At 58.9% G+C, this 24309-nt stretch carries 20 protein-coding genes and 2 pseudogenes; 13 read left to right on the forward strand and 9 right to left on the reverse strand.

The window, feature by feature from the left end; all coding sequences use genetic code 11:
• Position 1 precedes the first annotated feature (1 nt).
• On the forward strand, positions 2-262 hold the full coding sequence (locus tag ACVWZU_RS01875; protein WP_414409269.1) for a hypothetical protein: 261 nt from the start codon (positions 2-4) through the stop codon (positions 260-262).
• Between the two features lie 57 nt (positions 263-319).
• A complete protein-coding gene (purU, locus tag ACVWZU_RS01880) occupies positions 320-1168 on the forward strand; it encodes a formyltetrahydrofolate deformylase (RefSeq protein WP_457443062.1) in 849 nt (282 codons plus the stop codon).
• A gap of 165 nt (positions 1169-1333) precedes the next feature.
• Here the strand turns inward: purU and ACVWZU_RS01885 are convergent, their stop codons facing one another.
• Entirely contained in the window at positions 1334-1642 is a 309-nt protein-coding gene (locus ACVWZU_RS01885; protein ID WP_238376787.1) for a gas vesicle protein GvpV, read from the reverse strand.
• 100 nt (positions 1643-1742) lie between these two features.
• Between ACVWZU_RS01885 and ACVWZU_RS01890 the strand changes: the two genes are divergently transcribed.
• Positions 1743-2237 (forward strand): pentapeptide repeat-containing protein, encoded by a 495-nt coding sequence (locus tag ACVWZU_RS01890; protein WP_414413465.1) that lies wholly within the window; start codon positions 1743-1745, stop codon positions 2235-2237.
• Between the two features lie 14 nt (positions 2238-2251).
• On the opposite strand, the gene ACVWZU_RS01895 is transcribed toward ACVWZU_RS01890, so the two are convergent.
• A complete protein-coding gene (locus tag ACVWZU_RS01895; protein ID WP_414330858.1) occupies positions 2252-2560 on the reverse strand; it encodes a hypothetical protein in 309 nt (102 codons plus the stop codon).
• Positions 2561-2754: 194 nt separating this feature from the next.
• Between ACVWZU_RS01895 and ACVWZU_RS01900 the strand changes: the two genes are divergently transcribed.
• The 5 genes and pseudogenes from ACVWZU_RS01900 to tenA all read left to right on the forward strand — a co-directional run bounded on the left by ACVWZU_RS01900 (position 2755) and on the right by tenA (position 5678).
• Complete coding sequence (locus tag ACVWZU_RS01900) at positions 2755-3486, forward strand: aldehyde oxygenase (deformylating) (RefSeq protein WP_041436745.1); 732 nt, start codon at positions 2755-2757, stop codon at positions 3484-3486.
• Between the two features lie 85 nt (positions 3487-3571).
• Positions 3572-3721, forward strand: a pseudogene (locus ACVWZU_RS01905) (RNA-guided endonuclease TnpB family protein); the annotation flags it as partial.
• Positions 3722-3748: 27 nt separating this feature from the next.
• A complete protein-coding gene (locus tag ACVWZU_RS01910) occupies positions 3749-4774 on the forward strand; it encodes a long-chain acyl-[acyl-carrier-protein] reductase (RefSeq protein WP_457443064.1) in 1026 nt (341 codons plus the stop codon).
• Between the two features lie 131 nt (positions 4775-4905).
• Positions 4906-5055, forward strand: a pseudogene (locus ACVWZU_RS01915) (RNA-guided endonuclease TnpB family protein); the annotation flags it as partial.
• Positions 5025-5678 carry a thiaminase II gene (gene tenA / locus ACVWZU_RS01920; protein WP_457443165.1) on the forward strand — a complete coding sequence of 218 codons (654 nt, stop codon included), beginning with the start codon at positions 5025-5027 and terminating at the stop codon, positions 5676-5678. The pseudogene ACVWZU_RS01915 and the gene tenA, both read left to right, overlap by 31 nt.
• Here tenA and ACVWZU_RS01925 read toward each other — a convergent pair.
• The 4 genes from ACVWZU_RS01925 to rpoB form a co-directional block, all read right to left on the reverse strand.
• On the reverse strand, positions 5675-6397 hold the full coding sequence (locus ACVWZU_RS01925) for a uracil-DNA glycosylase (RefSeq protein ID WP_457441572.1): 723 nt from the start codon (positions 6395-6397) through the stop codon (positions 5675-5677). The two genes, tenA and ACVWZU_RS01925, sit on opposite strands and share 4 nt — an antisense overlap.
• Positions 6378-10292 carry a DNA-directed RNA polymerase subunit beta' gene (locus ACVWZU_RS01930; RefSeq protein WP_457443066.1) on the reverse strand — a complete coding sequence of 1305 codons (3915 nt, stop codon included), beginning with the start codon at positions 10290-10292 and terminating at the stop codon, positions 6378-6380. Before ACVWZU_RS01930 ends, ACVWZU_RS01925 begins: the two co-directional genes overlap by 20 nt.
• A 63-nt stretch (positions 10293-10355) precedes the next feature.
• Positions 10356-12239: a DNA-directed RNA polymerase subunit gamma gene (locus tag ACVWZU_RS01935; RefSeq protein WP_457443068.1), complete on the reverse strand. Its 1884-nt coding sequence runs from the start codon at positions 12237-12239 to the stop codon at positions 10356-10358.
• Positions 12240-12354: 115 nt separating this feature from the next.
• Positions 12355-15774: a DNA-directed RNA polymerase subunit beta gene (gene rpoB, locus ACVWZU_RS01940; protein ID WP_457443070.1), complete on the reverse strand. Its 3420-nt coding sequence runs from the start codon at positions 15772-15774 to the stop codon at positions 12355-12357.
• Positions 15775-16367: 593 nt separating this feature from the next.
• Here rpoB and ACVWZU_RS01945 point away from each other — a divergent pair.
• Positions 16368-17081, forward strand: coding sequence for a biliverdin-producing heme oxygenase (locus tag ACVWZU_RS01945; RefSeq protein ID WP_414351378.1), 714 nt, complete (start codon positions 16368-16370; stop codon positions 17079-17081).
• An 84-nt stretch (positions 17082-17165) separates the two neighbouring features.
• Here ACVWZU_RS01945 and ACVWZU_RS01950 read toward each other — a convergent pair whose 3' ends face one another.
• Positions 17166-17696 (reverse strand): pentapeptide repeat-containing protein, encoded by a 531-nt coding sequence (locus ACVWZU_RS01950; RefSeq protein WP_414356737.1) that lies wholly within the window; start codon positions 17694-17696, stop codon positions 17166-17168.
• 160 nt (positions 17697-17856) lie between these two features.
• Between ACVWZU_RS01950 and pyrR the strand changes: the two genes are divergently transcribed.
• From pyrR to ACVWZU_RS01965, 3 genes are all read left to right on the forward strand, one after another.
• Complete coding sequence (gene pyrR / locus ACVWZU_RS01955; RefSeq protein WP_457443166.1) at positions 17857-18405, forward strand: bifunctional pyr operon transcriptional regulator/uracil phosphoribosyltransferase PyrR; 549 nt, start codon at positions 17857-17859, stop codon at positions 18403-18405.
• A gap of 51 nt (positions 18406-18456) precedes the next feature.
• Positions 18457-19428, forward strand: a complete 972-nt coding sequence (locus ACVWZU_RS01960) for a putative 2-dehydropantoate 2-reductase (RefSeq protein WP_414373596.1) — start codon at positions 18457-18459, stop codon at positions 19426-19428.
• A gap of 79 nt (positions 19429-19507) precedes the next feature.
• A complete protein-coding gene (locus tag ACVWZU_RS01965; RefSeq protein ID WP_414341609.1) occupies positions 19508-20080 on the forward strand; it encodes a metal-binding protein in 573 nt (190 codons plus the stop codon).
• A 1158-nt stretch (positions 20081-21238) separates the two neighbouring features.
• On the opposite strand, the gene ACVWZU_RS01970 is transcribed toward ACVWZU_RS01965, so the two are convergent.
• Positions 21239-21994, reverse strand: coding sequence for an ankyrin repeat domain-containing protein (locus ACVWZU_RS01970; RefSeq protein WP_457443072.1), 756 nt, complete (start codon positions 21992-21994; stop codon positions 21239-21241).
• 241 nt (positions 21995-22235) lie between these two features.
• Between ACVWZU_RS01970 and ACVWZU_RS01975 the strand changes: the two genes are divergently transcribed.
• Positions 22236-22829 (forward strand): J domain-containing protein, encoded by a 594-nt coding sequence (locus ACVWZU_RS01975; RefSeq protein WP_011433991.1) that lies wholly within the window; start codon positions 22236-22238, stop codon positions 22827-22829.
• On the opposite strand, the gene ACVWZU_RS01980 is transcribed toward ACVWZU_RS01975, so the two are convergent.
• Positions 22826-24238, reverse strand: a complete 1413-nt coding sequence (locus tag ACVWZU_RS01980; protein ID WP_457443074.1) for a 2-succinylbenzoate--CoA ligase — start codon at positions 24236-24238, stop codon at positions 22826-22828. The genes ACVWZU_RS01975 and ACVWZU_RS01980 overlap by 4 nt on opposite strands.
• Positions 24239-24309 lie beyond the last annotated feature (71 nt).

Here is a 24309-nt window from a genome sequence, read left to right on the forward strand (position 1 = left end):
TATGGCCCGCTTCAACCCCCTTTGCTTCGGCCTGGAAATCACGCGCCTGTTCGAGCAAGGGCAGTCCTACTTTGCTCCTGCTAAGGTGGAGACCTGGCTGCGGCAGCATGGCCAAAACCCGTCTGACTATGAGATCTCGTTTCACCAGGAACTGCCCCCTGCCGGCTCTTCTGCGGCGATGTGGATTCGCATCGACTTGAAGCGTTGGGATGGCCAGCCGGTGGATCCCTGGCTATTGGAAGAGATCAACCGGGTAGATTGAGAATGGATTGCTCTTGGGGAGAGCCAGTCCCCACAAAGTTGAGGCTGTTGTCTACCGATGCCCAGTGCCACCCTGTTGGTATCTTGCCCTGATCAAAAAGGGCTGGTAGCCAAGCTCTCCAGCTTCATCTACAGCTACGGCGGCAACATCATTCACGCCGATCACCATACGGATCCCGAGGCAGGACTGTTCTTGAGCCGCATCGAGTGGGACTTGCAGGGCTTCCAACTGGAGCGAGCGGAAATTGTCCCCGCCTTTTCAGGCATTGCCCGTGGGATCCAAGCCAACTGGGAACTGCATTTTTCCGACACTCGCCGTCGCATTGCAGTGTGGGCCAGCAAGCAAAGCCACTGCCTTTTGGATCTGATCTGGCGGCAAAGGGCCGGAGAACTGCCCGCCGAGATCCCCTTGATCATCAGCAATCACCCCGACCTGGAATCGGTGGCCCGCTCCTTCGGTATCGATTACTACCACATCCCCGTTTCTCCAGAGGGCAAAGCCGCAGCCGAAGCCCGTCAGCTCGCTCTCCTGCAGGAATATCGAATTGACCTGGTGGTGTTGGCCAAGTACATGCAGGTCTTGAGTGGGTCGCTGCTCCGCCAAGCCCCGCCGGTCATCAACATTCACCATTCCACCCTGCCCGCCTTTGCCGGAGCCAACCCCTACCACCGCGCCCATCAACGGGGGGTGAAGATCATCGGCGCGACTGCCCACTATGCCACCGAAGATCTGGACGAAGGGCCGATCATCGAGCAAGACGTGGTGCGGGTCAGTCACCGCGATACCGTTGCCGACCTCGTCCGCAAAGGCCGCGACATGGAACGCCTAGTCCTGGCACGGGCAGTGCGGTATCACCTGGAGAATCGGGTGCTGGTGTACCACAACAAAACGGTGGTGTTTGCCTGAAGTTCAGGTAACTGTGCAGCCAGCTTGAGAACAGCTGTTCGCTGGCCCAGATTCTGGAGTCGGGTTGAGATAAGCAGCAAATAGTTAAGTTGGCTACAGAATCCCCTGACTTGTTGCTTAGGTCTGCTTTGAATCTTGGGTCTTCTTTGAGATTTATAGGATCCCTCAATACTCGAAGGTCATGGGCGGGAAGCGGGAAGGGCGGGATCTGAGCTGGGCGGGTTCAGAGGCAGGAGCGGGATCCCGGAAGGCTTTTGCCTCCTGCTGAAGGTGCTGCATGGCCTGCTCGATTTCCTGAAGTCGCGCGTGGATTTGCCCTTGCCGCTCTCGAATAAACTCTAGCTCTTGGTTGAGCCGCTGCTTTTCGACAGTGAGCTGCTGCATTTCGGCATAGAGGGCGGATTCGGTTTGGCGGCGAGGGATCGAGCGCAGCTTGGGGCGAGGTCGAGTTCGGGGCACACGGGGCAAGCTCATAAGGGGGGATCCCGGAAAACGGCTTGCGCCTATCCTAGCGTGCTCTTGGCGGCCCTTCTATTCCTAGGTAGGATCCATTCGTCCGGTGTGGAAAACAGCGATGGTGGAAACTGGAGCAGACCTGTTGCAACGCTACGGCAGCGGTGAGCGCGACTTCAGCAACAGCCAACTGGCCGGAGCTGATCTGGCCGGGGCCGACTTGGCCGGGATCGACTTGGGGGGATCCATTCTCCGCCAGGCAAAGCTGGCCTCTGCCAACCTGGAGCGGGCCTACCTGAGCGGCGCCGACCTCAGCCAAGCGGATCTGCAGGGATCCAACCTGCGGCTGGCCAACCTAGAGAAAGCCAAGCTGCAGGGATCCCGATTGCAAGGAGCCAACTTGCGTGGGGCCAACCTGGCGGAAGCGGACTTGAGCGAAGCCGATCTCAGCCAAGCGGACCTGGCAGGGGCCAATCTCACCGGGGCCAACTTGAGAGGAGCCCTTCTGGCCCGGTGCAAACTCAAGCTGGCCAACCTGCGAGGGGCTTGCTACGACGCCACCACTCAGATGGAAGCGGGTGTTACACCGGTGGAGCTGGGCATGGTTCAAGCCTAGAGGGGGAAATGGGGCTAGTCCTCCGGCTCCAAGTCCAGGATCTCCTGAATTTCGGCATCGGTATAGCCCACCGCCCGCAACTTCTCCGATACCGTCTGAATCTCCCCTGGAGACAAATCCTGCTGCCGTACCCGATCCCAGAGATTGGCCACAATCTGCAGCAGCAAACCGCTGCTCTCCGCCTCAAACAGCTCAAAAGCCGTGGCTAGCTCAATGGCCTGCAACACCTCCTCGGCACTGCCAATCGGCTGATCGAGGGATCGTTCCTCCAGCTCCACCAGCAACTGGCGCAGTTGGTTCAGGCCATCCCCAAGAGCAGACATACAGCAGGCTCCACAACGGCACTCGAACCCTCACCCTAGCAGACCCCTATCATTCCGCAAAAGGAATCCCGCCAATTCTGCGGCAGCTACAGCTATTCTGATTAAGAGAGCGATTCAACTGCAATCGAGGCGATTGTCGAGTCAGCATAGACAATCAACAACACCCAAACAACACCGAGAGGAGATGCATGAGTATGGCCCCAGTGAACGTCCTGCCCAATACCCCCCAGCCTTTAGCCGATGAGGGTGGCACCACCTTGGACTATGGCAGCGCGGTTTACCGGCAGGCCTACTCTCGCATCAACGGCATTGTGATCGAAGGGGAACAAGAAGCCCACGACAACTACCTCAAGCTGGCCGAGATGTTGCCGGAAGGGGCAGAGGAGCTGCACAAGCTGGCCAAGATGGAATTGCGGCACATGAAAGGCTTTCAATCCTGCGGCAAAAACCTGCAGGTAGAGCCGGATAGGGAGTTTGCCCGCACTTTCTTCGCCCCTTTGCGCAACAATTTCCAAAAAGCGGCAGCAGCCGGAGACCTAGTTACCTGCTTGGTCATTCAGTCGCTGATCATCGAATGCTTTGCCATTGCCGCCTACAACATTTACATCCCCGTCGCCGATGAGTTTGCCCGCAAGATCACCGAGGGGGTGGTCAAGGATGAATATCTGCACCTCAATTTTGGAGAGCGCTGGCTAGGGGAGCATTTTGGCGAGGTCAAAGGGCAGATCGAAGCGGCCAACGCCCAGAACCTGCCCTTGGTCTGGCAGATGCTGCAGCAGGTGGACCAGGATGTAGAAGCCATCTATATGGATCGCGAGGCCATCGTCGAGGATTTTATGATTGCCTATGGCGAGGCGCTGGCCAACATCGGCTTCAGCACCCGCGAGGTGATGCGCCTCTCAGCCCAGGGTTTGCGGGCAGCATGACCCACCTCAGCTAGAAGTCGCAGGAGCCCCGCACTGTACCCGTAGGTTCAGTGTTGGGAGGAATGCGCTTTGATGAAGTACAATGGACCTTAATGGTGCAAACGTAATTGCGCTCTTGGGGGCTGCTGTAAACCAGCCTAGAGGTCCGGGCTTGTTTTGTTCTCTGGTAGGGCAGAGCAGGCTCAGGGCTACTGAAAGCCCGCCCCGTAACGCTTTAGCGGTCGGAGTCGGGTAGTTTACTTATCCAAGCGGGTAAACCTTTATGTTCGGCCTGATCGGGCACTTGACCAGCCTGGCCCATGCGAAGCGGGTGGCAGACAAGCTGGGTTATTCCGAATATGCGGAGAGCGACCTGGAGTTCTGGTGCATGGCTCCCCCTCAGGTGGTGGACGAGATCACGGTAACCAGCATCACCGGCCAAAAGATTTATGGGCAGTACGTCGAATCCTGTTTCTTGCCGGAGATGTTGGCGGGGGGACGGGTAAAGGCCGCCTGTCGGAAAGTGTTGAATGCCATGGCCCTAGCCCAGCGGCGCGGCTTGAACATTACGGCTTTGGGGGGATTTAGCAGCATCATTTTTGAGACTTTTCGCCTCGACAGTCTCCGGCGAGTCCGCAACATTGACTTGGAGATCCAACGCTTTACCACCGGCAATACCCACACGGCCTACATCATCTGTCAGCAACTGCAGTTGGCGGCCCAGCGCTACGCCATGGACTTGGCAGCCGCTACGGTTGCGGTGGTGGGGGCGACCGGAGATATCGGCAGCGCCATTTGTCAATGGTTGGTGGCCCGCACTCACTTGGGCAAATTGTTGCTCATCGCCCGAGAGCGACGGCGTCTGGAGGAATTGCAGGCCAAGCTCAAGCAGGGGGAGATCTCTTCGCTGGAAGAGGCCCTGCCCCGCGCTGACTTTATCGTTTGGGTGGCCAGCATGAGCCAAGGCATGGCCCTCAATCCCCAAGTTTTGCCGGATCCCTGTGTCATCATCGACGGTGGCTACCCGAAGAACATCGCCTCCAGCTTGCAGCGAAAGGGACTCTACGTCATTGACGGGGGGATGGTGGAGCACTCTTTGGATATTGAATGGAACATCATGCAGTTTTTGAATGTGGCCAACCCGGCCCGTCAGCTTTTTGCCTGCTTTGCTGAATCCATGCTGCTGGAGTTTGAGGGGCTGTACACCAATTTCAGTTGGGGCCGTAATTTGATCACCCTTGAGAAATTGGATCTGATCGGGCAGCTTTCCCGCAAGCATGGGTTCCGCCCCCTCATGCCCGAAGCCTAATTGAGATTCAAAATGAAGAAAGCCTCAGCCCCAGCAGAGGTGCTGGCCCTGGTCAGCTAGAAATCGCAGGAGCCCCGCACTGTACCCGTAGGTTCAGTGTTGGGAGGAATGCGCTTTGATGAAGTACAATGGACCTTAATGGTGCAAACGTAATTGCGCTCTTGGGGGCTGCTGTAAACCAGCCTAGAGGTTCGGGCCTGTTTTGTTCTCTGGTAGGGCAGAGCAGGCTCAGGGCTACCGAAAGCCCGCCCTGTACTGCTTTAGCGGTCGGAGTCGGGTAGTTTACCCCATCTACAAGCAAATCCTCGATCACCCCTTCAACCGAGAGTTGGCAGCGGGCAGCCTATCGCGGCAGCGGTTCCAGTTTTACTTGCAGCAGGATGCTCTTTATCTCACCGACTTTGCCCGCGCCCTGGCCTTGATTGGAGCTCGTTCCGAAGGGGCTGAGCAGGTGGTGAGTTTCTTGAACTTTGCCCTGGGAGCCATTGTGGCCGAACGCAGCCTGCACGAAAGCTATTTTCGCCTCTACGACATTCAACCCGAAACAGCCTATGCCCCTGCCTGCTTCGCCTATACCCGTTTTTTGTTGGCTGCGGCGGCTGTGGATCCCTATGAGGTGGCCATTGCCGCTGTGCTGCCCTGCTTTTGGATCTACCGAGAGGTGGGATCCGCCATCTATCGCACCGCGCAGCCTGACAATCCCTACCAACAGTGGATCGACACCTACGCCGGGGAAGAATTTGCCCAAGTGGTGCAGCAGGCTTTGGACATCACCGACTCCGTCGCTCAGCAGGCTACAGAACCGCTGCGGGAAAAGATGAGGGCAGCTTTTGTCACTGCCTCCCGGTTGGAATGGCTGTTTTGGGACAGTGCCTATCGCCTCGAATCTTGGCAACCCGCCTAATCCTCAGCCGGTCGGGCTGGCTTACCAGACAGCAACTGCTGGGCTTGCGCGAAAACGGCATCCAACATCGGCTCCGTCAGCAGCCGTGTGGCCGTGTTGCGCCGGCTGGGATGGTAAGACGCCAGCAAATAGCGACCCTCTGCCAGGGGAATAACGCAGTTGTGGCCAAAGCGGGGACGGGGCCTGAGAGGTGGCAAGAGCGTCAGAGCGTGTTGGAAGGCAAAATGCCCCAACGTCAGGATCACTCGCACCTGGGTTAGCAGCTCCAGCTCTTGCTTCAGGTAGCCCAGGCAGGTCTTGGCTTCTATGGCGGTGGGGCGGTTCTCCGGGGGCACACAGCGCACCACTGCCGAGATGTAGCAATCCTGCAATTGCAGGCCATCCTCTCGGTGGGTAGAGGTGGGCTGATTGGCAAACCCGGCTCGGTACAGGGCGCGAAACAGCCAGTCCCCGCTGGGATCCCCGGTAAACACGCGCCCGGTGCGGTTGCCCCCATGGGCTGCCGGCGCCAACCCGATCACCCACAGCCGCGCCTGCGGATCCCCAAATCCCGGAACGGGCTTGCCCCAGTAGGACTGCTCCCGAAAACGGGCCACCTTCTGAAGGGCGACTGACTCTCGCCAGGCCACCAAGCGGGGGCAGCGGCAGCAACTGACGATTTCAGTTTGCAAAGTGGCCCAATCCTGGAGACCCAGCGCCTCACTCCTCCTCGTCGTCATCCTCCTCTAGCTCGTCGAAGGCAGGGGTGGAATCGTCGATCAATTGATCATCTTCCAAGATCAAACGAGGCGGCAGCTCCGGCAACACCGCAGGCTCTTCCTCCTCTTCGTCAGGCTCCGGCTCGGCGGCAATCTCCTCGTAGGTGGTGAAGCCCGTGCCTGCCGGGATCAAGCGCCCGATGATCACGTTTTCTTTCAACCCGCGCAGCCAGTCGGATTTGCCCTCGATGGCCGCCTCAGTCAGCACGCGGGTGGTTTCCTGGAAGCTGGCCGCCGAGATGAAGCTGTCAGTGTTCAAGCTGGCCTTGGTGATCCCCAGCAGGACGGGCGTATATTTGGCTGGCGCCCCTCCGGTAATGGCCATGGTGGCATTGATCTGCTGGATTTCCCGCAACTCCACCAGCTCCCCCGGCAACAGGATGGTGTCGCCACCATCATCCACCCGCACCTTGGAGGTCATCTGGCGCACCACGATCTCAATGTGTTTGTCGGAGATCTCCACCCCCTGGGAGCGGTAGACGTTCTGCACTTCGTTGACAAAGAAGCGCTGCACCTCCCGCAGAGCCAACCGTGCGGCTTGGTCATCTCCCAAGGTTTGGCGATGGTACTCGTAGTAGATCTCCAAGAGGTCGTGGGGGTTGGCAGGGCCATCGGTAAGGGGATCCCCCACCCCCACCGGCTGTCCATCTACCACGATCAAGCTCTGCCCCGGCAGCACAGGATAGTCTCTAACCGTGCCATCGGCTTCGATGACCTTCAAATCCGGCTCCTCTCCCCGCCAGCTCAGTTGAACGGTGCCGGGCCGCTTGGCCAGCACACACATTTCCTTGGGCTTGCGGGCCTCCAGCAGCTCCTCAATCCGCGGCAGACCCTGGATGATGTCCCCCGTCTTGGCCCGCTCAAACACCAGGAGGGCCAGGGAATCCCCCCGCTGCACCAGATCGCCATCTCGTACCTGCAGAATGGCACCCGCAGAAACCAAGTAGGGCCGCGCCATCCGCAACAGGACTTGGCCGTCCGTTATCTGCATTACCTGTCCTGACTGTGGAGAAGGGATCCCGGGAGCAAGCTCGTCCCCAGCCCGCACCAGCGCCCCCACTTCCACATTGGCTGGGCCCGTCAGGGGCACCTGCACCAGATCGTCGTCGGTAATCACCAGCACCCGCCGTACCACCTCCGCTCCCTGGCGGATCCCTTGGACGATCCCGGCCTTTTTGGCTTGGATTTCGGTGCGGGCGATAACATCTCCGCTGGCGATGGAGTCTCCTTCCTTCACCAACAGCCGCGTGTGGGTACTCCCCTGCGTCAGATCCGCTTCCACGTCGCGGCGCAGCAACAGGGTTTCCAGAATCACCAGTTGCAGGCGGCGAATATCTGGATCCTTCTCATCTTGGATCAGCTCGATATCGGCCTTCAGTTGTGGGGCGTCGGTATCGATTTCCAGCACCAGTTGGGTGCGCAGGAGCTCTACAGGGCCTACCGACTTCACCCGCTCCCCATCTTTGAAGGGAACCCGCTGCACCGCCCGCAGACGAATGGAGCGACCGGACTCGCTGGTGGACTCTTGAGTGGGCACCAAGGGCCGGTCGGGGATCTCGTACTCCTGCACCGGACGCAGCAGCAAGCCTGGGCCTTCGGGAGTTTCCACGTGTTCCAGGTAGACCAGTCGGTCGGGAACGATGCTGCTGAGCACCGGTTGCCCTGGCTGGATTAGGGTGCCACTTTTCACTTCCAAGTCGGCGGGGTTGTCCACCAGATGCAGGGATCCCGGCTTGATGACAATCTCCCGCAGAATGTCGTTCTTCTGGATGACTTCGACAACACCGGCATTCTGGCAAAAGATGTCTTTCACCACCTCAGTGCCTGCTTCCACATACTGGCCATCGTCCACGTTCAGCAGGGAGATGTCCTTGTTCACCTCGTGGGTCTCTTCTGGGATCCACAGCAGGGTGCCGCCCTGGATGACTTCGTAACCTTGCTTGGCCTTGCCGCGCCGTGCCACCTCAATGCCGGCGAACTTCACCAAGCCTCCCGTCTGACTGCGGAAGTGGTTGTCGATCAGCTCCGCCACCACCTCGTCGTTGCCCACTTTGGTGCCCGGAGTAGCCTTGAGAACAAAGGTCTGCCCACTGGAAGTGTCCAGCAAAAATTGTTCCCGCCCCTGGTGGGATTCCACCCGTACCCGTGCTTCCCGCAACACCACCGAAGCGTTGATGATCTCCACCTCGCGCCCACTTCTGGTGTCGCTGCGCTCCGGTAGCCGCACAATGCCGCCATGCTCCGTCACCAGCGAGGTTTCGGCGATCACATCCCCCGCCTGCACCCGATCCCCGTTTTTCACCACCGGCTCGGCCCCCGGAGGCAGGTTGTACACCTGTCCAGACATCACCCAGATCAATCCCTGCCGCTGGGCAGTGTAGGTGGTGTTACCCTGGCGGTCAGTCTTCTCCTCGATGGGCAGATCGGCAAAGCGAATTTCTCCAGCCAGGTCGGCCACCACCTCTTTCTGGGCTTTCTCGGTGCTCTTACGGCTGGCCTTGGCCAGGGACACCTCTGCAATCAACTGATCCCGCTGCACCTGGGCTCCGTCCCGCACCAGCAGGGTGGATCCCTGGGTCATGTCGAAGGACTCCCGTTGACCGTCTGGGCCTTCCAAGATGATTTGGTTGTTTACCTCCACTTGTAGAGCATCGTCGCCGTGGCGGGTACGGAAGGGGCGGGTGCGCAGGTTTTTCGGGAAGCGCACGACGCCGGCAAAGGGGGCGCGAATTTGGCGGGCCACCTCCCCTGTAAACACGCCTCCCGTGTGGAAGGTGCGCATCGTCAACTGGGTGCCCGGCTCCCCAATCGATTGGGCGGCGATGATCCCGACCGCTTCCCCCAGATCCACCAAGCGGGAATGGGCCAAGCTCCAGCCGTAGCACATCCGGCACACGGAGCGGTTGGCCTCACAGGTGAGGGGAGAACGCACCATCACCTGGCGGATGCCAGCCTCTGCAATGGTTCTAGCCAAGTCGTGATCCACCTCTTGGTTGCGGCGGGCGAGGATCTCCTGGGTTTGTGGATGCACCACGTCGCGCGCCAACACTCGGCCCACCAAGCGCTCCTCCAGAGACACCACCACCTTGTCCCCGTCCATCAGGTATTCCAGAAGGATGCCCTGCTCAGTGCCGCAGTCAGATTCCCGCACGATCACATCCTGAGACACATCCACCAAACGGCGGGTGAGGTAGCCGGAGTCGGCGGTGCGCAGGGCCGTATCCACCAAGCCCTTGCGGGCCCCATAGGAAGAGATGATGTATTCGGTAACGGTCAGGCCCTCGCGGAAATTGGTTTTGATGGGCAAATCGATGATCTCCCCCTGGGGATTGGCCATCAGGCCGCGCATGCCCACCAACTGGCGCACCTGGGAGACGTTCCCCCTTGCCCCCGAGTTGGCCATCATGTAAACGGAGTTGAGGGGATCGTTCTGCCGGAAGTTGTTGAGCATCTCCTCTTTGATCTGGTCGTTGATCTGGTTCCAGGTGTCGATCACCTTTTGGTAGCGCTCCACCTCTGTGATTTCTCCACGGGTATAGCGCTCGGTGGCCGCCTCGATCTCGGCTTCCGCTTGTGCCAACAACTGCCGCTTGCTGGGGGGAACGCGCAGGTCTTCAACGCTGATGGAGACGGCTGCCTGGGTGGCGTATTTGAAGCCCAGGGTCTTCAGAGCATCCGCCATCTGAGCAGTGCGGGCCGTGCCGTAGCGGGCAAAAGACCAAGCAATTAGGTTGCGCAGCTCTTTTTTGCCAATTTGATAGTTGCGAAAGGGCACAGGGGGCAAGGGGGTGTCGGCTTTGTTGCCGTCGGCAGCCTGCCGCGCCAGGCCAGCGGAAAATCGTCCTTTTTCGCTCATGATGCCTCGCTAGAGAGAAGAGGAGAGAGGGGAGAGAAGAGCCGTCCTACGGCAGAGGATGAACTACGCAGACAAAATATCTTGCACGGTCTTGTTAAAAATGATCCGGCCCGGCGTGGTGCGAATGTACTGGCTGATCACGTTGCCGTCTTGATCCTCGCGGATACGGCGGTAGTTGGTGATCTTGAGGCGAATGCCGCCCGGTTCTTCGATGATTTGCGGCTCGGACTCTTTTTCGCCCTTGCCCAACTCCATCGGGCCGTGGTAGCGCACCCAGACCTTGCTGTGCAGGCCGATAGCACCGCGGTCGTAGGCGATGAGAGCATCTTCCAAGCTGGCGAAGAAGCGATCGCCAATATCTGGCGCGTGGGGGTTGTCCGCCGTCAGGTAGTAGCACCCCAACACCATATCTTGGCTGGGGGTGATGATGGGAGCGCCGGTGGCCGGGGAGAGGATGTTGTTGGTGGCCAGCATCAGCAGGCGAGCTTCCGCCTGGGCTTCCAACGACAGGGGCACATGCACCGCCATCTGGTCGCCGTCGAAGTCAGCATTGAAGGCGGGGCAAACCAGAGGGTGAAGTTGAATCGCCCTTCCCTCCACCAGGATCGGTTCAAAGGCTTGGATCCCGAGGCGGTGCAGCGTGGGAGCGCGGTTGAGCAAGACAGGGTGGCCGTCGATCACCTCTTCCAGCACATCCCAAATCTGTGGGTCATTGCTCTGGATCAGCTTTTTGGCAGCCTTGATGTTGTTGACAATGCCCCGCTTGATCAATTTGTGGATGACAAAGGGCTGGAACAGCTCGATGGCCATCTCTTTGGGCAGGCCACACTGGTGCATGCGCAGGTTGGGCCCCACCACGATCACCGAACGCCCGGAGTAGTCCACCCGTTTGCCCAACAGGTTTTGCCGGAAGCGCCCCTGTTTGCCCTCGATGATGTCGGAGAGGGACTTGAGGGGACGGTTGTTGGCCCCCGCCACTACGCGCCCCCGCCGACCGTTGTCGATCAGCGCGTCCACCGCCTCCTGGAGCATGCGCTTTTCGTTGCGCACAATGATCTCCGGCGCCATGATCTCCTGCAGCCGGGCCAGGCGGTTGTTGCGGTTGATCACACGACGGTAGAGATCGTTGAGGTCGCTGGTGGCAAAGCGGCCCCCATCCAACTGCACCATGGGACGCAAATCCGGCGGGATCACCGGCAGCACCCGCAACACCATCCACTCCGGACGGGATCCGGTGGCGATGAAGTTGTCGATCACCCGCAGCCGCTTGATCAGGCGTGCCCGCTTTTGGCCGCGAGCAGTGGTGATCTCCTCCCGCAGTTGCTCCGCCTCTTTTTCCAGGTCGATATCCTTGAGCAGGCGCTCGATGGCCTCCGCCCCGATCATCGCCCAGTTCTCCGGCAGTTGCAGTTCGGATCCCTCCTCGTACATCTGATCTTCGATCTCGAGGAATTGATCCTCCGTCAGCAGTTGTTTGTAGGAGAGATTCTGGGCATTGCCCGGATCCACCACTACGTAGGCGTTGAAGTATACCACCTGCTCCACATCCCGCAGCGGCATATCCAACAGGGTGGCGATGTGGCTGGGGATCCCTTTCAAATACCAAACGTGGGTGACGGGGGCAGCCAACTTGATGTAGCCCATGCGGTGGCGGCGCACCCGCGACTCGGTCACCTCCACCCCACAGCGCTCGCAGACGATCCCCCGATGCCGTACCCGCTTGTACTTGCCGCAGTGGCATTCCCAGTCTTTGGCCGGCCCAAAGATGCGCTCACAGAAAAGACCATCCATCTCCGGCTTGAGGGTGCGGTAATTGATGGTCTCGGGCTTGGTGACTTCCCCCACCACTTGACCATTGGGCAGGGTGCGCTGGCCCCACTCCATGATCCGTTCTGGAGAAGCCAAGCCGATTTTGACATAGTCAAAGCGTTGCTCTGTTTTGGCCATCGCCGTTTTCCTCCTGGCTTGCTGAACCCAAAGGAGAGGGAAGCCCCACCCTCCTTCGTGGGTTGAATGGGATCCCCGTCACGTTCGCGTCAGCGGCACGGAGCCCTCTCAACACTCAAAAGTCCTCTTCCTCTTCTCCGTCCTCATCTTCCTCACGGCTACGGCTGGCATTCGCGTCAGCGGTGCGGAGCACTCTGGTAAAGGCGGGTGATGGCGAGAGATCCTCAGCCGTAACCGATTCATAAGTGGGTCGAGAGGGAGTGTGACGGTTGGAGGTATCGGCCATCAGATCCACTTCCACATCGTGGGTTTGCCCTTCGCTGTCCACCTCCACCTTGTGTACCGACACATCCAGGCAGAGGGACTGCAACTCCCGTACCAGCACCTTGAAGGACTCCGGCGTGCCGGGTCGAGGGATCGGCTTGCCCTTGACAATGGCGTTGAGAGCCTCGTTGCGCCCCACCATGTCGTCGGACTTGACGGTGAGCAGCTCCTGCAGGATGTAGGCCGCCCCAAACGCCTCCAAAGCCCACACCTCCATCTCCCCAAAGCGCTGGCCGCCCTGCTGCGCCTTGCCCCCCAGCGGCTGCTGGGTCACCAAAGAATAGGGGCCGGTGGAGCGAGCGTGGATCTTGTCGTCCACCAAGTGCACCAGCTTCAGCATGTAGGCGCGGCCCACCGTAACGGGCTGGTCGAAGGGCTCCCCGGTGCGACCATCAAACACCTGGATTTTGCCGCAGTACTTGCCTTCCGGGTTGAAGATCCAGTCCTTGCCGGTCTTCTCTCGGGCTTCCCTCAGCTTGGCCTCCACCGTCAGACGGGAGGCTTCTAAACCGTGCATCTCATCAAAGGGCATCAGCTTGAAGCGCACTCCCAGATGTTCTGCTGCCCAGCCCAGCAGGCACTCGTACACTTGGCCCACGTTCATCCGGGAAGGCACCCCCAAGGGGTTGAGCACCACATCCACCGGTGTGCCGTCCGCTAGGTAGGGCATGTCCTCAATCGGCAAGATGCGGGAGATGATGCCTTTGTTGCCGTGACGGCCCGCGATCTTGTCCCCCACCTGGATTTTGCGCTTGAGGGCAATGTAGACCCGCACCACCATGTTGGCGCCGGGAGGCAGCTCATCCCCCTGTTCGCGGGTAAAGATGCGTACATCCACCACCCGACCGCGCTCGCCGTTGGGCACCCGCAGCGAGTTGTCCCGCACATCCCGAGCCTTTTCCCCGAAAATGGCCCGCAATAGCCGCTCTTCTGGGGGCTGATCCGACTCCCCTTTGGGGGTGACTTTGCCCACCAAAATGTCGCCGGCCTCCACCCAAGCCCCAATGCGCACAATGCCGTTCTCATCCAGGTCCCGCAGGGCATCTTCCCCCACGTTGGGGATTTCGCGGGTAATCTCCTCAGGGCCCAGTTTGGTTTGCCGGGCCTCGATCTCGTGCTTCTCGATGTGTACCGAGGTAAAGACATCGTCGTAGACCAGCCGCTCGCTGATCAAGATGGCATCTTCGTAGTTGTAGCCCTCCCAGGGCATGTAGGCCACCAACACGTTTTGGCCCAAAGCCAACTCGCCCCCTTCGGTCGCCGGGCCATCCGCCAGCACCTGGCCAGCCACCACCCGATCCCCCGTATAGACAAGGGGACGCTGGTTGAGGCAGGTGTCTTGGTTGGAGCGCTGGTATTTCTGCAGGCGATAGACAATTGGATCCCCGCCGTCGTCTGGCCGCACCACGATTTCGTCGGCAGAGACATAGGTCACCACGCCATTGGTGCGCGACACCACCACCATGCCGGAGTCGCGTGCCGCCTGGGCTTCCAGGCCCGTGCCCACATAGGGCCGATCCGGCTTGAGCAGGGGCACCGCCTGCCGCTGCATGTTTGCTCCCATCAAGGCACGGTTGGCGTCATCGTGCTCCAGGAAGGGGATCAAGGAGGTGGCCACCGAGATGACCTGCACCGGCGCCACTTGGACGTAGTGCACTTCTGTGGGGTGGGCGGTGGTGAACTCTTGGCGGTAGCGCACCGGCACCAAGTCGGCAGTGATGCGGCCCTCGGCATCCACCGGCACATCCCCCGGGGCCACGCGGTACTCGTCCTCTTCATCGGCAGTGAGGTAGACCATGCCCAGATCTTTGCGCACCACGCCGTTCTCGACCCGGTAATAGGGGCTTTCGATAAAGCCGTACTGGTTGACGCGGGCGTGGGTGGCCAGGGATCCAATCAACCCGGCGTTGGGGCCTTCTGGAGTTTCGATGGGGCAGATGCGGCCGTAGTGGCTGGGGTGGATATCCCGCACCGCAAAGCCGGCCCGTTCCCGACTTAGGCCGCCGGGGCCCAGGGCAGATAACCGGCGCTTGTGGGTCAGCTCCGCCAGGGGATTGGTCTGATCCATGAACTGGGAGAGCTGGCTGGAGCCGAAGAACTCCTTAATGGCCGCCACCAAGGGTTTGGGGTTGACCAAAGAGGCCGGGGTGAGGTTTTCCGACTCGGAGACTGTCATCCGTTCTCGGATGATCCGCTCCAGGCGATTCAGGCCCACCCGCACCTGGTTTTGCAGCAGCTCGCCCACGGAGCGCACGCGGCGGTTGCCCAGGTGGTCGATGTCGTCCACATGGCCGATGTCGTACTCCAAATTGATCAGGTAGTCGATGACGGCCAAAATGTCGGTGACGGTAAGCACCCGCACACTTTCGGCTACGTTCAAATTTAACTTTTTGTTCAGCTTGTAGCGCCCTACCCGGCCCAAATCGTAGCGTTTGGGGTCGAAGAAGCGGGATTCCAGCAACTGCTGGCCACCCGATACGGTGGGGGGTTCCCCGGGCCGCAACTTGCGGTACAGCTCCATTAGGGCTTCTTCTTCGGTGTAGGGCCCCTCTTTCTCCATGGTTTTCTGGAAGAATTCGGGGTGGCGCAGGTTGTCGTAAATCTCGGAGTCGCTCAGGCCCAAGGCTTTCAGCAGAACTGCCGCCGAGAGCTTGCGGGTTTTGTCGATGCGCACCCACACCAGGCCGTTTTTGTCGGTCTCGAACTTCAGCCAGGCACCGCGGTTGGGGATGAGGCTGGCGCTGTAGGTGCGACGCCCGTTTTTGTCCAGCTCCGATTTGTAATAGACGCCGGGGCTGCGCACAATTTGGTTGACGATCACCCGCTCGGCGCCGTTGATGATGAAGGTGCCCCGATCCGTCATCAAGGGCAGTTCGCCGATGAAGACGTCCATGTCTTTGATCTCGCCGGTCTCTTTGTTGATCAGGCGAGTGGGCACCCGGATCTGCGCTTGATAGGTGGCATCCCGCCGCTTGGCCTCCTCGGGGTCGTAGCGGGGGCGGTTGATCTTGTACCCTTTGGAGGGATCCCCAGGGCGATATTCAGGCAGGAAGTGCAGCTCCAGCTTACCAGTGTAATCGACGATGGGGGAAAAGCTGAGAAGCTCCTCTTCAAACCCTTCTCGCAAAAACCACAAGAAACTCTCCCGCTGAATCTCCACCAGGTCAGGAAAGGTAGGAGCGACAGGGGATGGCACTGCTAATTGTGTCATGCGTTGCTCGGGAGGGGTCGCGCTGCAGTCAGGCTTCTCATTATAGAAACCCCGCCAACGATCGTCAACGAACGTTACAAAGGCCGAGGGACTGTCCGGATCCCGTGGGGGCGCACCTGGAAAATCTCGGCAAAACCGCTGGGGATCCCCTTTTGGCTGCCGGAGCAGGGACGATTCCCACCGTGCCTTAAGGATTGTTCACATCCATTCACACTCAGGCAGATTATTCTAATCTTTGACCGTTTTTACGGATCATCCGCTGCTCCAGCTCGGATTTCCGGTCGACCGTGGGGATCGGAGGGGTGGTTCTGACAGGCTCAGCCGGTCGCCAGGGTGGACGCGGCGCCGGTCTTTGTCGCTTTTGAGATGCACGCTGTTGATGCAGGCTAGGGGGCAAGACGCGGAGCCATCAATCATGAGAAAGGATCGGGAATGGGTTTACAAAGCTTCTCAGGCTGGGGGAACCTCGGGATGGCTTGCGGGTGATCTGCGGGTGATCTAATGAAGCACAGTTTGTTGGCGAGGAGGGTTTTGTGAGTCAAAGTCAGAACAATCAGAATAAAAAAAGTGATCTGTATAACCGGGACCACAGCTTGTCGGCCCAGTTGCGAGAGGGCACCAAGCAGTCCCACACCATGGCCGAGAACATGGCCTTTATCAAGTGTTTCCTGAAGGGAGTGGTGGATAAGCGGGCCTACAGCCGCTACGTGGGCAATTTCTACTTTGTCTACAGTGCTCTGGAAGAGGGCTTTGCCCAACTGCGAGAGCACCCGCTGGTGGGCCGGTTCTACTACCCGGAGCTGTGGCGCAAGACCAGCCTGGAGAAGGACTTGAATTATTTTATCGGCCCCAATTGGCGCGCTGTGGTCAAGCCCTCCCCTGCCTGCCAGGTCTATGTCAACCGCATTCGGGAAGTGGTGGAAAAAGATCCGCTTCTGCTGATCGCTCACGCCTACACCCGCTACATCGGCGACCTGTCGGGCGGTCAAATCCTCAAAAACATTGCCCGCCGGGCCATGGGCTTGCCGCAGGGGGAAGGAACGGCCTTCTACGATTTCGAGCAGATCCCTCATGAGGGCAAATTCAAGCAGCGCTACCGCGCCCAGCTGGATGCGTTGGAGCTGGATCAAACCACCATCGACCGCATTGTGGCAGAGGCCAACTATGCCTTCAAGCTGAACATGGATCTGTTTAGGGAGTTGGAGGGCAATTGGCTGTTGTCGATGGCCCGCTTGGCCTGGAATTCGCTGCTCAGCCAGTTTCAACGCAAGCCCGCCCGTTCTGAGGCAGCCGCTCCCAGCTCCTAAAATCCGGATTCCAGAGGGCAGTGAGGCGATGGGTTCTGCTGCCTATCTCCCCTCTCCCTCTGGGAGAAGAGCCGGGGGTGAGGATCAGTCACATTCAAGAGTGTCGCGGGTGGCCCGACCGGTTACAGGGTTAACGCCGGTGGCCCGTTCACAGAGGATGGAGAGGGCGTCTTGGCGTATTAAGGCATTGGTGAAATCGGCCCCATCAATTTGGATCCCTTCGACTCGGGCCAGCCACATCATGCTGTCCTGCAGTTGCGCTTCTCGCAGATCCGCACCCTGTAAGTTGGCCATGTCCAAAGTGGCCCCCCGCAGGTCGGCCCCGCGCAAGTTGGCTTTGCTGAGATTGGCCCCGAATAGGTTTGCCCCTGCCGCCTTCACGTGGCTGAGATCGCTTTGGCGCAGGTTGGCCTTGAGAAACTTCCAGCCGCTCAGGTCTTGCCCTGCAAAGCTCACCCCCTGCAGATCTCGTTTGGTGTAGTCCTCTGCCTGGGCCGGGGATCCCAGCGGAGTAACCCCCAGGCACAGTATCAGCCCGCAAAGCACCATCCCCCGCAGGAAACGGCTCAGCCAAGACCGCCTCGCCAGAACCGAAGCCAGCCAAGCAACAGACATCGTGGATCCCTCCCTCAAGGAAACCTCCATGGCTTGGGAATTGCTTCTGGTTTTATCTTACCGGATAGGGATCCCGCCGGCAGGTTGGGCTATCTTAAAGTCTTCTACTAAAGTCTTCTACAGACCAGATCCGCGATTGGCGAGGGGGCGACAGGGATCCATGTCCGAGATCGAGGTCTTCGATGCGGAGCAGTTGGCCGGGCTAATCGAGGGTCTGGCAGAGGCGATCGGCAGGGATCACCCCCACCCCCAAAAGTTGACGTTGATCGGCATTCGCACCCGGGGAGTTCCCCTGGCCTACCGCCTGCGGGATCGGATTGCCACTCTGCTGGGGATCCCGCCCCAAGTGGGGGAGCTGGACATCACTTTTTTCCGCGACGATTTGAGCGCCGGCGGGTTGCGCACCCCCGATCGCAGCGAAATGCCGCGTGACCTGACCGGCCAAGAGGTGGTGCTGGTAGATGATGTGATCTTTCGCGGTCGCACCGTGCGAGCAGCTTTGGAGGCTCTAAACCACTTTGGGCGACCGGAACGGGTGCGATTGGCGGTGTTGATCGACCGGGGTCACCGACAGTTTCCCATCCAGCCCGATTACTGCGGTTGTCAGCTTTCTACAGAACCGGAGCAAACGGTGAGAGTCCATCTGCGGGAAACCGATGCGGAAGATCGGGTGCTGTTGATAGACAAAACGGCAAAGATCAAGTCCTGAGCCAGCGCTGGGGTGCGGTATTTTGGGGATGACCTGCCGAAACTCACTGCCATGCCTCGGTTGCCGGAAACTCGCCGTTACGCTGTTTTGGGTACGGGTGCTTTGGGAGGATTTTATGGGGCGAAATTGCAACAGGCGGGCTTTTCGGTGCATTTTCTGCTGCACAGCGACTATGACCATGTTCGCCAAAGCGGCCTCTGGGTGCAGTCCTGCTGGGGGGATTTTCATTTGCCCCAGGTGAATGCCTACGCAGCCGTGGAGGACATGCCGGCTTGCGAAGGCGTGATCGTGGCTTTGAAAGCCACCCAAAATGCGCTTCTGCCGCACTTGATCCCGCCTGTGTTGGCCGAGAATGGCGTGGTGATCTTGTTGCAAAACGGGCTGGGGGTGGAACCCGAGATTGCCGATTGCGTTGGCCCAGAGCGGGTCATGGGGGGCCTCTGCTTCATCAGCTCCAATAAGGTTGGCCCCGGCCACATTCACCATCTGGATTACGGTTCGGTGCTGCTGGCAGAGTACGGCCCTGGCTATGCCCCCCAAGGGATCACGCCCCGCCTTCAACAAGTTCAAGCCGATTTTCAACGGGCAGGGATCCCGACTTCGCTCTCACCAGATTTGATGTTGGCCCGCTGGCAGAAACTGGTCTGGAATATTCCCTTCAACGGCCTCTCGGTGGTGTTCAATGCCGATACTCAGCAAATGATTCGAGACCCTGAGGCCCGTGCTTTGGCGGAAACGCTGATGCAGGAGGTGATACAGGGAGCTGCAGCTTGTGATCGCCTGCTTCCCGACTCCCTGATCCAAGAAATGCTCACCAATACCGAGAAAATGGCCCCCTACCGCACCAGCATGAAAATCGACTATGAGCGCAAACGTCCTCTGGAACTGCAGGTGATCTTCGGCAACCCACTGCAGTACGCTCGACAAGCTGGGATCCATCTGCCACGGGTTGAAATGCTCTACCGACAGTTGCAGGTGTTGGATCGCCTGAATCGAGGGATCCCTGGGGAGCAGCAGGCTTAAGTTTTTCAAGATCCGGCGGAGCGATCCCAGGGCTGGAGCAGGCTTTCTCCTTTGCTTGCGGGTAGACTGAGCCGCAGTCGTGTACTGTTGCTCTGGCTTTATGCCGCTGGGATCCACCCACGATCGCATTACCCTCTGGACGGCCCCCGGCATCACCCTAGCCGCCGGTGTGTTGGGGAACAGCACCACAGTTGCCCTGGCTGTGGGATCCGCCTATCTGTTCAGCGGCCTGATGTTTTCTGGAGATCTGGACACCTGTTCCCGACAGTATCAACGCTGGCTGTTCTTGCGCTGGATTTGGCTGCCCTACCGCAAGTGGATGCGGCATCGCTCCTTTTGGTCTCATGGGCCCATCGTGGGCACCGCCGTGCGGGTACTGTACTTGAGCCTATGGGCAGGAGGAGCTGGCCTGCTGGGGGCTTGGCTGGGATCCCGGTTGGGCTGGTGGATGTGGCAACCCTGGGTGTGGGGCAGCGATCTCTGGCAATTGCTGCAAGTTCACGCCGAGATGCTCTTTTGGATTGGGATGGGGTTGGAACTGGGATCGGTGAACCACAGCCTAAGCGACTGGATGGTCTCCCGCTGGAAACGCTGGCGCAGAAAACGCCGTCAGGTTCGATCTCCTGCCAGGCGACTCAGCTATCGTGGCTAGGGATCCATTGGGCCAAGGTTTGATTTTTCGCCCGCCACGGCATTTGAATGGCAGTGAGGTTACCTACTGTTCCGCAACGCGTAGTCATTTATCTCACCGTCAAGGTGAAACAAACGACCGGTTGCTTCCTGCTAAGGCCTCCGGCCCGCTGCGCGAGCAGTTGAATAAGAACCACGACTGCTATCAGCCCCTCACCCCCCCTTGAACCTGTGCTGTGCCCACAACTCCGCGACCTATCCTCTCAAGAGGGCTGAAACTGCAAATCTTGGCCAATTACCCTTTAGCCCAGGTACTCTGCTTGTGGCCATTTCGATTCAAACTGGGACACTGCACCCATACCTAAAGCCTTGAATACAGGGAATCAGAAGGCTCTCCTCAGTAGCCCAAGCGTCTCACCCTAACTTGAAACGACTACTTGAAGCAGTTTTGTCAAGAACATTTCCTCTTACGTTGGCTAGGTATTGCGATTCAATCTCAATAAAGCTATGCTGTTACTCAGTTGAGTGGTGGAGTCATATCCATCAGTCTTCCTCTCTTGTCTTGGATGCGGCAGGGATCCTGTGCTGGCAGAGCTGGCCATCTGCGTCAGCAGGGATCCCTTTTTCTCCTCTCCAAGGCTAAGCAAGGTTCTGTGCTAATGAGAGTCAGAATCAGTTGATAGAGAGATTTTTTGCTTGCTCATGTCAATCTGTGGAGGTGGCAGTGTAAAGGAGCAACAGCGGCTGAGGGTTATGGCTTTGGAAGGGGGCAATCTGGCTTCGGGAACCGGAAGACAAGACCGAATACAAAGATTGCTGCTCTAGTTTCCTTTGCAAACTTGTCAGAAGCTAAGGAAAAAGACCAACCTTTTGGGACAAACTGTCTGTCCTATGTCTTGTTTTGTCGTTCAAAAATTTATGTTGGGCTCAAGAGAAACTCTAGAAAAAAGTTGAATCAGGTGGAAGAATCAGTTAGAATCTAGCTGGCGTTAACGCTAACCGCGACGAAGAGACTGGAGGGAGGAAAGCCTAACAGCCTCTCTCCTTTTTTCTGTAGGGGTTACCCTCACTCTCAAACCCCATCTCATGAGAAGGGAGGAAGACCAAATACCCTATGACTTGAAATAGCAGCATTTTCATTAACTTTTGTTTTACTCTCTATGCCAAACTTGATACTAAGCTAAAGAGTTGCTCCTCGATCTTGTAACCATTGGACAGCCAGCCTGTGTTGGCGTTTTTGTGCATAGGCTAAGGGGGTATGCCCATCTTCATTGCGAGGGTTTAGTTCGGCTCCATTTTCCAGCAAAAGCTCCAGGATTTCGATGTGTCCTTCCCAAGCAGCCCAGTGCATCGGTGTCGCCCCGAATCGGTTGCGTGCATTCACATTGGCCCCATACAAGAGCAAAAAGCGAGCGATGCCCAAATCCCCTCGGGTGGCGGCTTCATGCAGAGGGGTTCGGCCTGTTTCGTCAGTGGCATCCACCGGCGCTCCCTTGGATAAGAGGCGGGCCAGAATGCTTTTTCGACCGGTGGCTGTGGCCCAGTGGAGAACACGACCAGTGTTGGCTCCCTTTTGGATGAGCAGACCGATTACTTCTACCTGATCGGTTAAAGCAGCCCGCTGGAGAGGGGTATAGCCACGGTTATCTGGGAGATCGATATCGCTGCCTGCCCTCAAAAGACGCTCCACCAGCTTGACCTGGCCGACGTCAGCAGCCAAATGGAGAGGGGTGGCACCTGTGGGATCCAAGGCATTGGGAGAAGCGCCATGGGCCAAGAGCAAATCCAACAGTTCCAAATCGCCAAGGCGTGTCGCTTTATGAAGCAAAGTCATTCCCTGAGCATCGACAGCATTTACATCTTCCCCCCGCTGCAAATGGGCCAATAATTGTTTTAGATCTCGATTGGCAAGAGCTTGATGAAGCGCTTCACTCATAACAGATAGAAATAAAAAAGCCAAGTTGCAATGAAGTTGGGCAACAGGAAGAGATCCTCGATAGGCCGGAATGGAGGCTCCAAACAACTTGGGCAAAGTCTAACACTGGATCCCTGCTGCTGAGGGAAGCGGGAGAACCAAGCGCTTGGTGGGATCCCTTAGTCAAGCCGGGGCTACAGGGGTAGACTAGAGCTGGTTTTCGGTCAAGTCTTTTCCCGCTCCCTTGACTTCGCCACCGTTTATGGATTACTACGCGATCCTGAACCTATCTCCTGCAGCGGACATTGAAGAGATCAAACAGGCGTTTCGACGGTTGGCGCGGCAGTTTCACCCTGATGTGGCAGGGGAGGGATCCCGAGAGCGTTTCCAACAAATCCACCAAGCCTACCAAGTGCTGAGCGACCCTGAGCAGCGGCGGCGCTACGATGCACAACGTCAATCTGCACAACGTCAATCTCCACCCAGCTCTCCTGCTGCCGGCGAAAGGCGGGTGGTCATTCGCAGCATAGGCCCCTCATCGGCAGAGCAGCCCAATCCGGAAGGGCTCAAGGAGGGGATTGCCCGCGTCAAGGCAGCCTGGCGGGAGCGGAAGTTGCCCACGGCGGTGGCCCAGGCAGAGGCGCTGCTGAAACGGTTTCCCAACTCCAGCGAGGCTATCCACATCTTGGCGTTGGCCTACCAGCGCTTCGGCAACCATTTGATCTACGAGGGGCGCTATCAGCAGGCGGAAGCCTACTTGAGAAAAGCTTTGGCCACGGAGCCGCACAACCGAGAATTGGCCTTTGAAATCAAGCGAGATTTAGCCCGTCTGGGCATTCGGGAGGGATCCCGCTAACTTGCCTGCGTTGGGATCCCCAACGTCTGAGCTGCCCACTGCCGGAGTTGTTGGCGGTTGACTTTGCCCTGAGGGTTGCGCGGGATCCCCGTACACCACAGCCAGTGCTTGGGGTGCTTGAAGGGACTCAGTTGGCGGCTTAGGTGTTGCTTCAGGTGCATTTCCAGCTCTTTGGGGATTGCCGGGATCCCTGTTTTGGGGACGACCACCGCCACCACCTGCTGCCCCCATTCGGCATCCGGTAGGCCCAACACGCACACATCTTCCACCCAGCCGCTGGCTCGGATCTCCCCTTCCACTTCTGCAGCCATCACCTTTTCCCCGCCGGTTAGGATTAGGTCATCGGCTCGACCTAACCAATAGAGGGATCCCTGTCGGTCTAGATAGCCCAAATCGCCGGGGGTAAAGCCTTGCTGTTGCCCTTCGCGTAAGCGGTGCGTAGCACTTAGGTGCGGGTAGTAGCCCAGTGCCAGCGACTCTGCCTGAATGTGAATGTAGCCCACAGCATGGCTGGGCAGGGGATCCCCTTTTTCGCTGCGGATCTGGAGCGTGGCGTGGGGCAGAGGCCGACCCAGACTGTCGCTCCCTTGCCAAAAGGCTTCTGGCAGTAACGTACACACCTGGGAGGCGGTCTCGGTCATACCGTAGGTGAGGGCAAGGGGAAGGTGAAGTTGCCGGGCCTGTTGCCGCAAGCTGGGCCAGGTGGGGCCACCGCCGACCAAAATGGCCCGAAATTGGCGCAGGCTCTCCAAAACTCCCGGATGGGCGCTGAGCAACAGCCGTTGCAACTGAGTGGGCACCAGCGATAGAAAGCTCCCCGGCAAAGGGGGATCCCAAGACTCGGCCTGCTGTTGCCGTTTCCAATCCCAGACAACCCACTGCCCACCGCTCAGCCAGGAGCGGACTGCCTGCATCAAGCCGCTGACGTGGTACAAGGGCAGAAGGCAATAGCTGTGTACAGGCCCGACGGCAAAGTGCTGTTGGTGGGCTTTGGCCGAGGCACTGAGGGTCAGCCAAGAGTGCAGGGCCCATTTCACTTGGCCGCCGGAGCCACCCGTGGGGATGCCGATCAACGGCCAATGGGAGCTGGGCACAGCTTCCCGCAAATCCCGCAGGCGCGGATTCAAGGGGGCGGGATCCCCTTCCAGCCGTCCCTGGCGCCAGCACCAGCCGGATCCCATATCCGCCAAAGCCTGTCCCCATTCCCGTTCTCCCCAGTGGGGATTACCCAGGAACAGCGGGATCCCCAAGCGTTGGCAGGTCAAAACTGCCGCCCACACCTGCACTGGATGCGAGTCCGCCACCAGCAGGGGAACGGCCTTGTCTGCCAAAGGGCGCAGTTGCTCTTCCAGTTCGGACAGGCGCCCCTTCAAGTCTCCGCCATCCCCGGACAAGACAATTGACCTCATGGGCTATGGGTATGCCATCTCAACGGCTTCGCGGATCCCCTGCATTGTATTCGAGGATGCCCGCTCAATTC

The organism is Thermostichus sp. MS-CIW-26 (assembly GCF_054059115.1).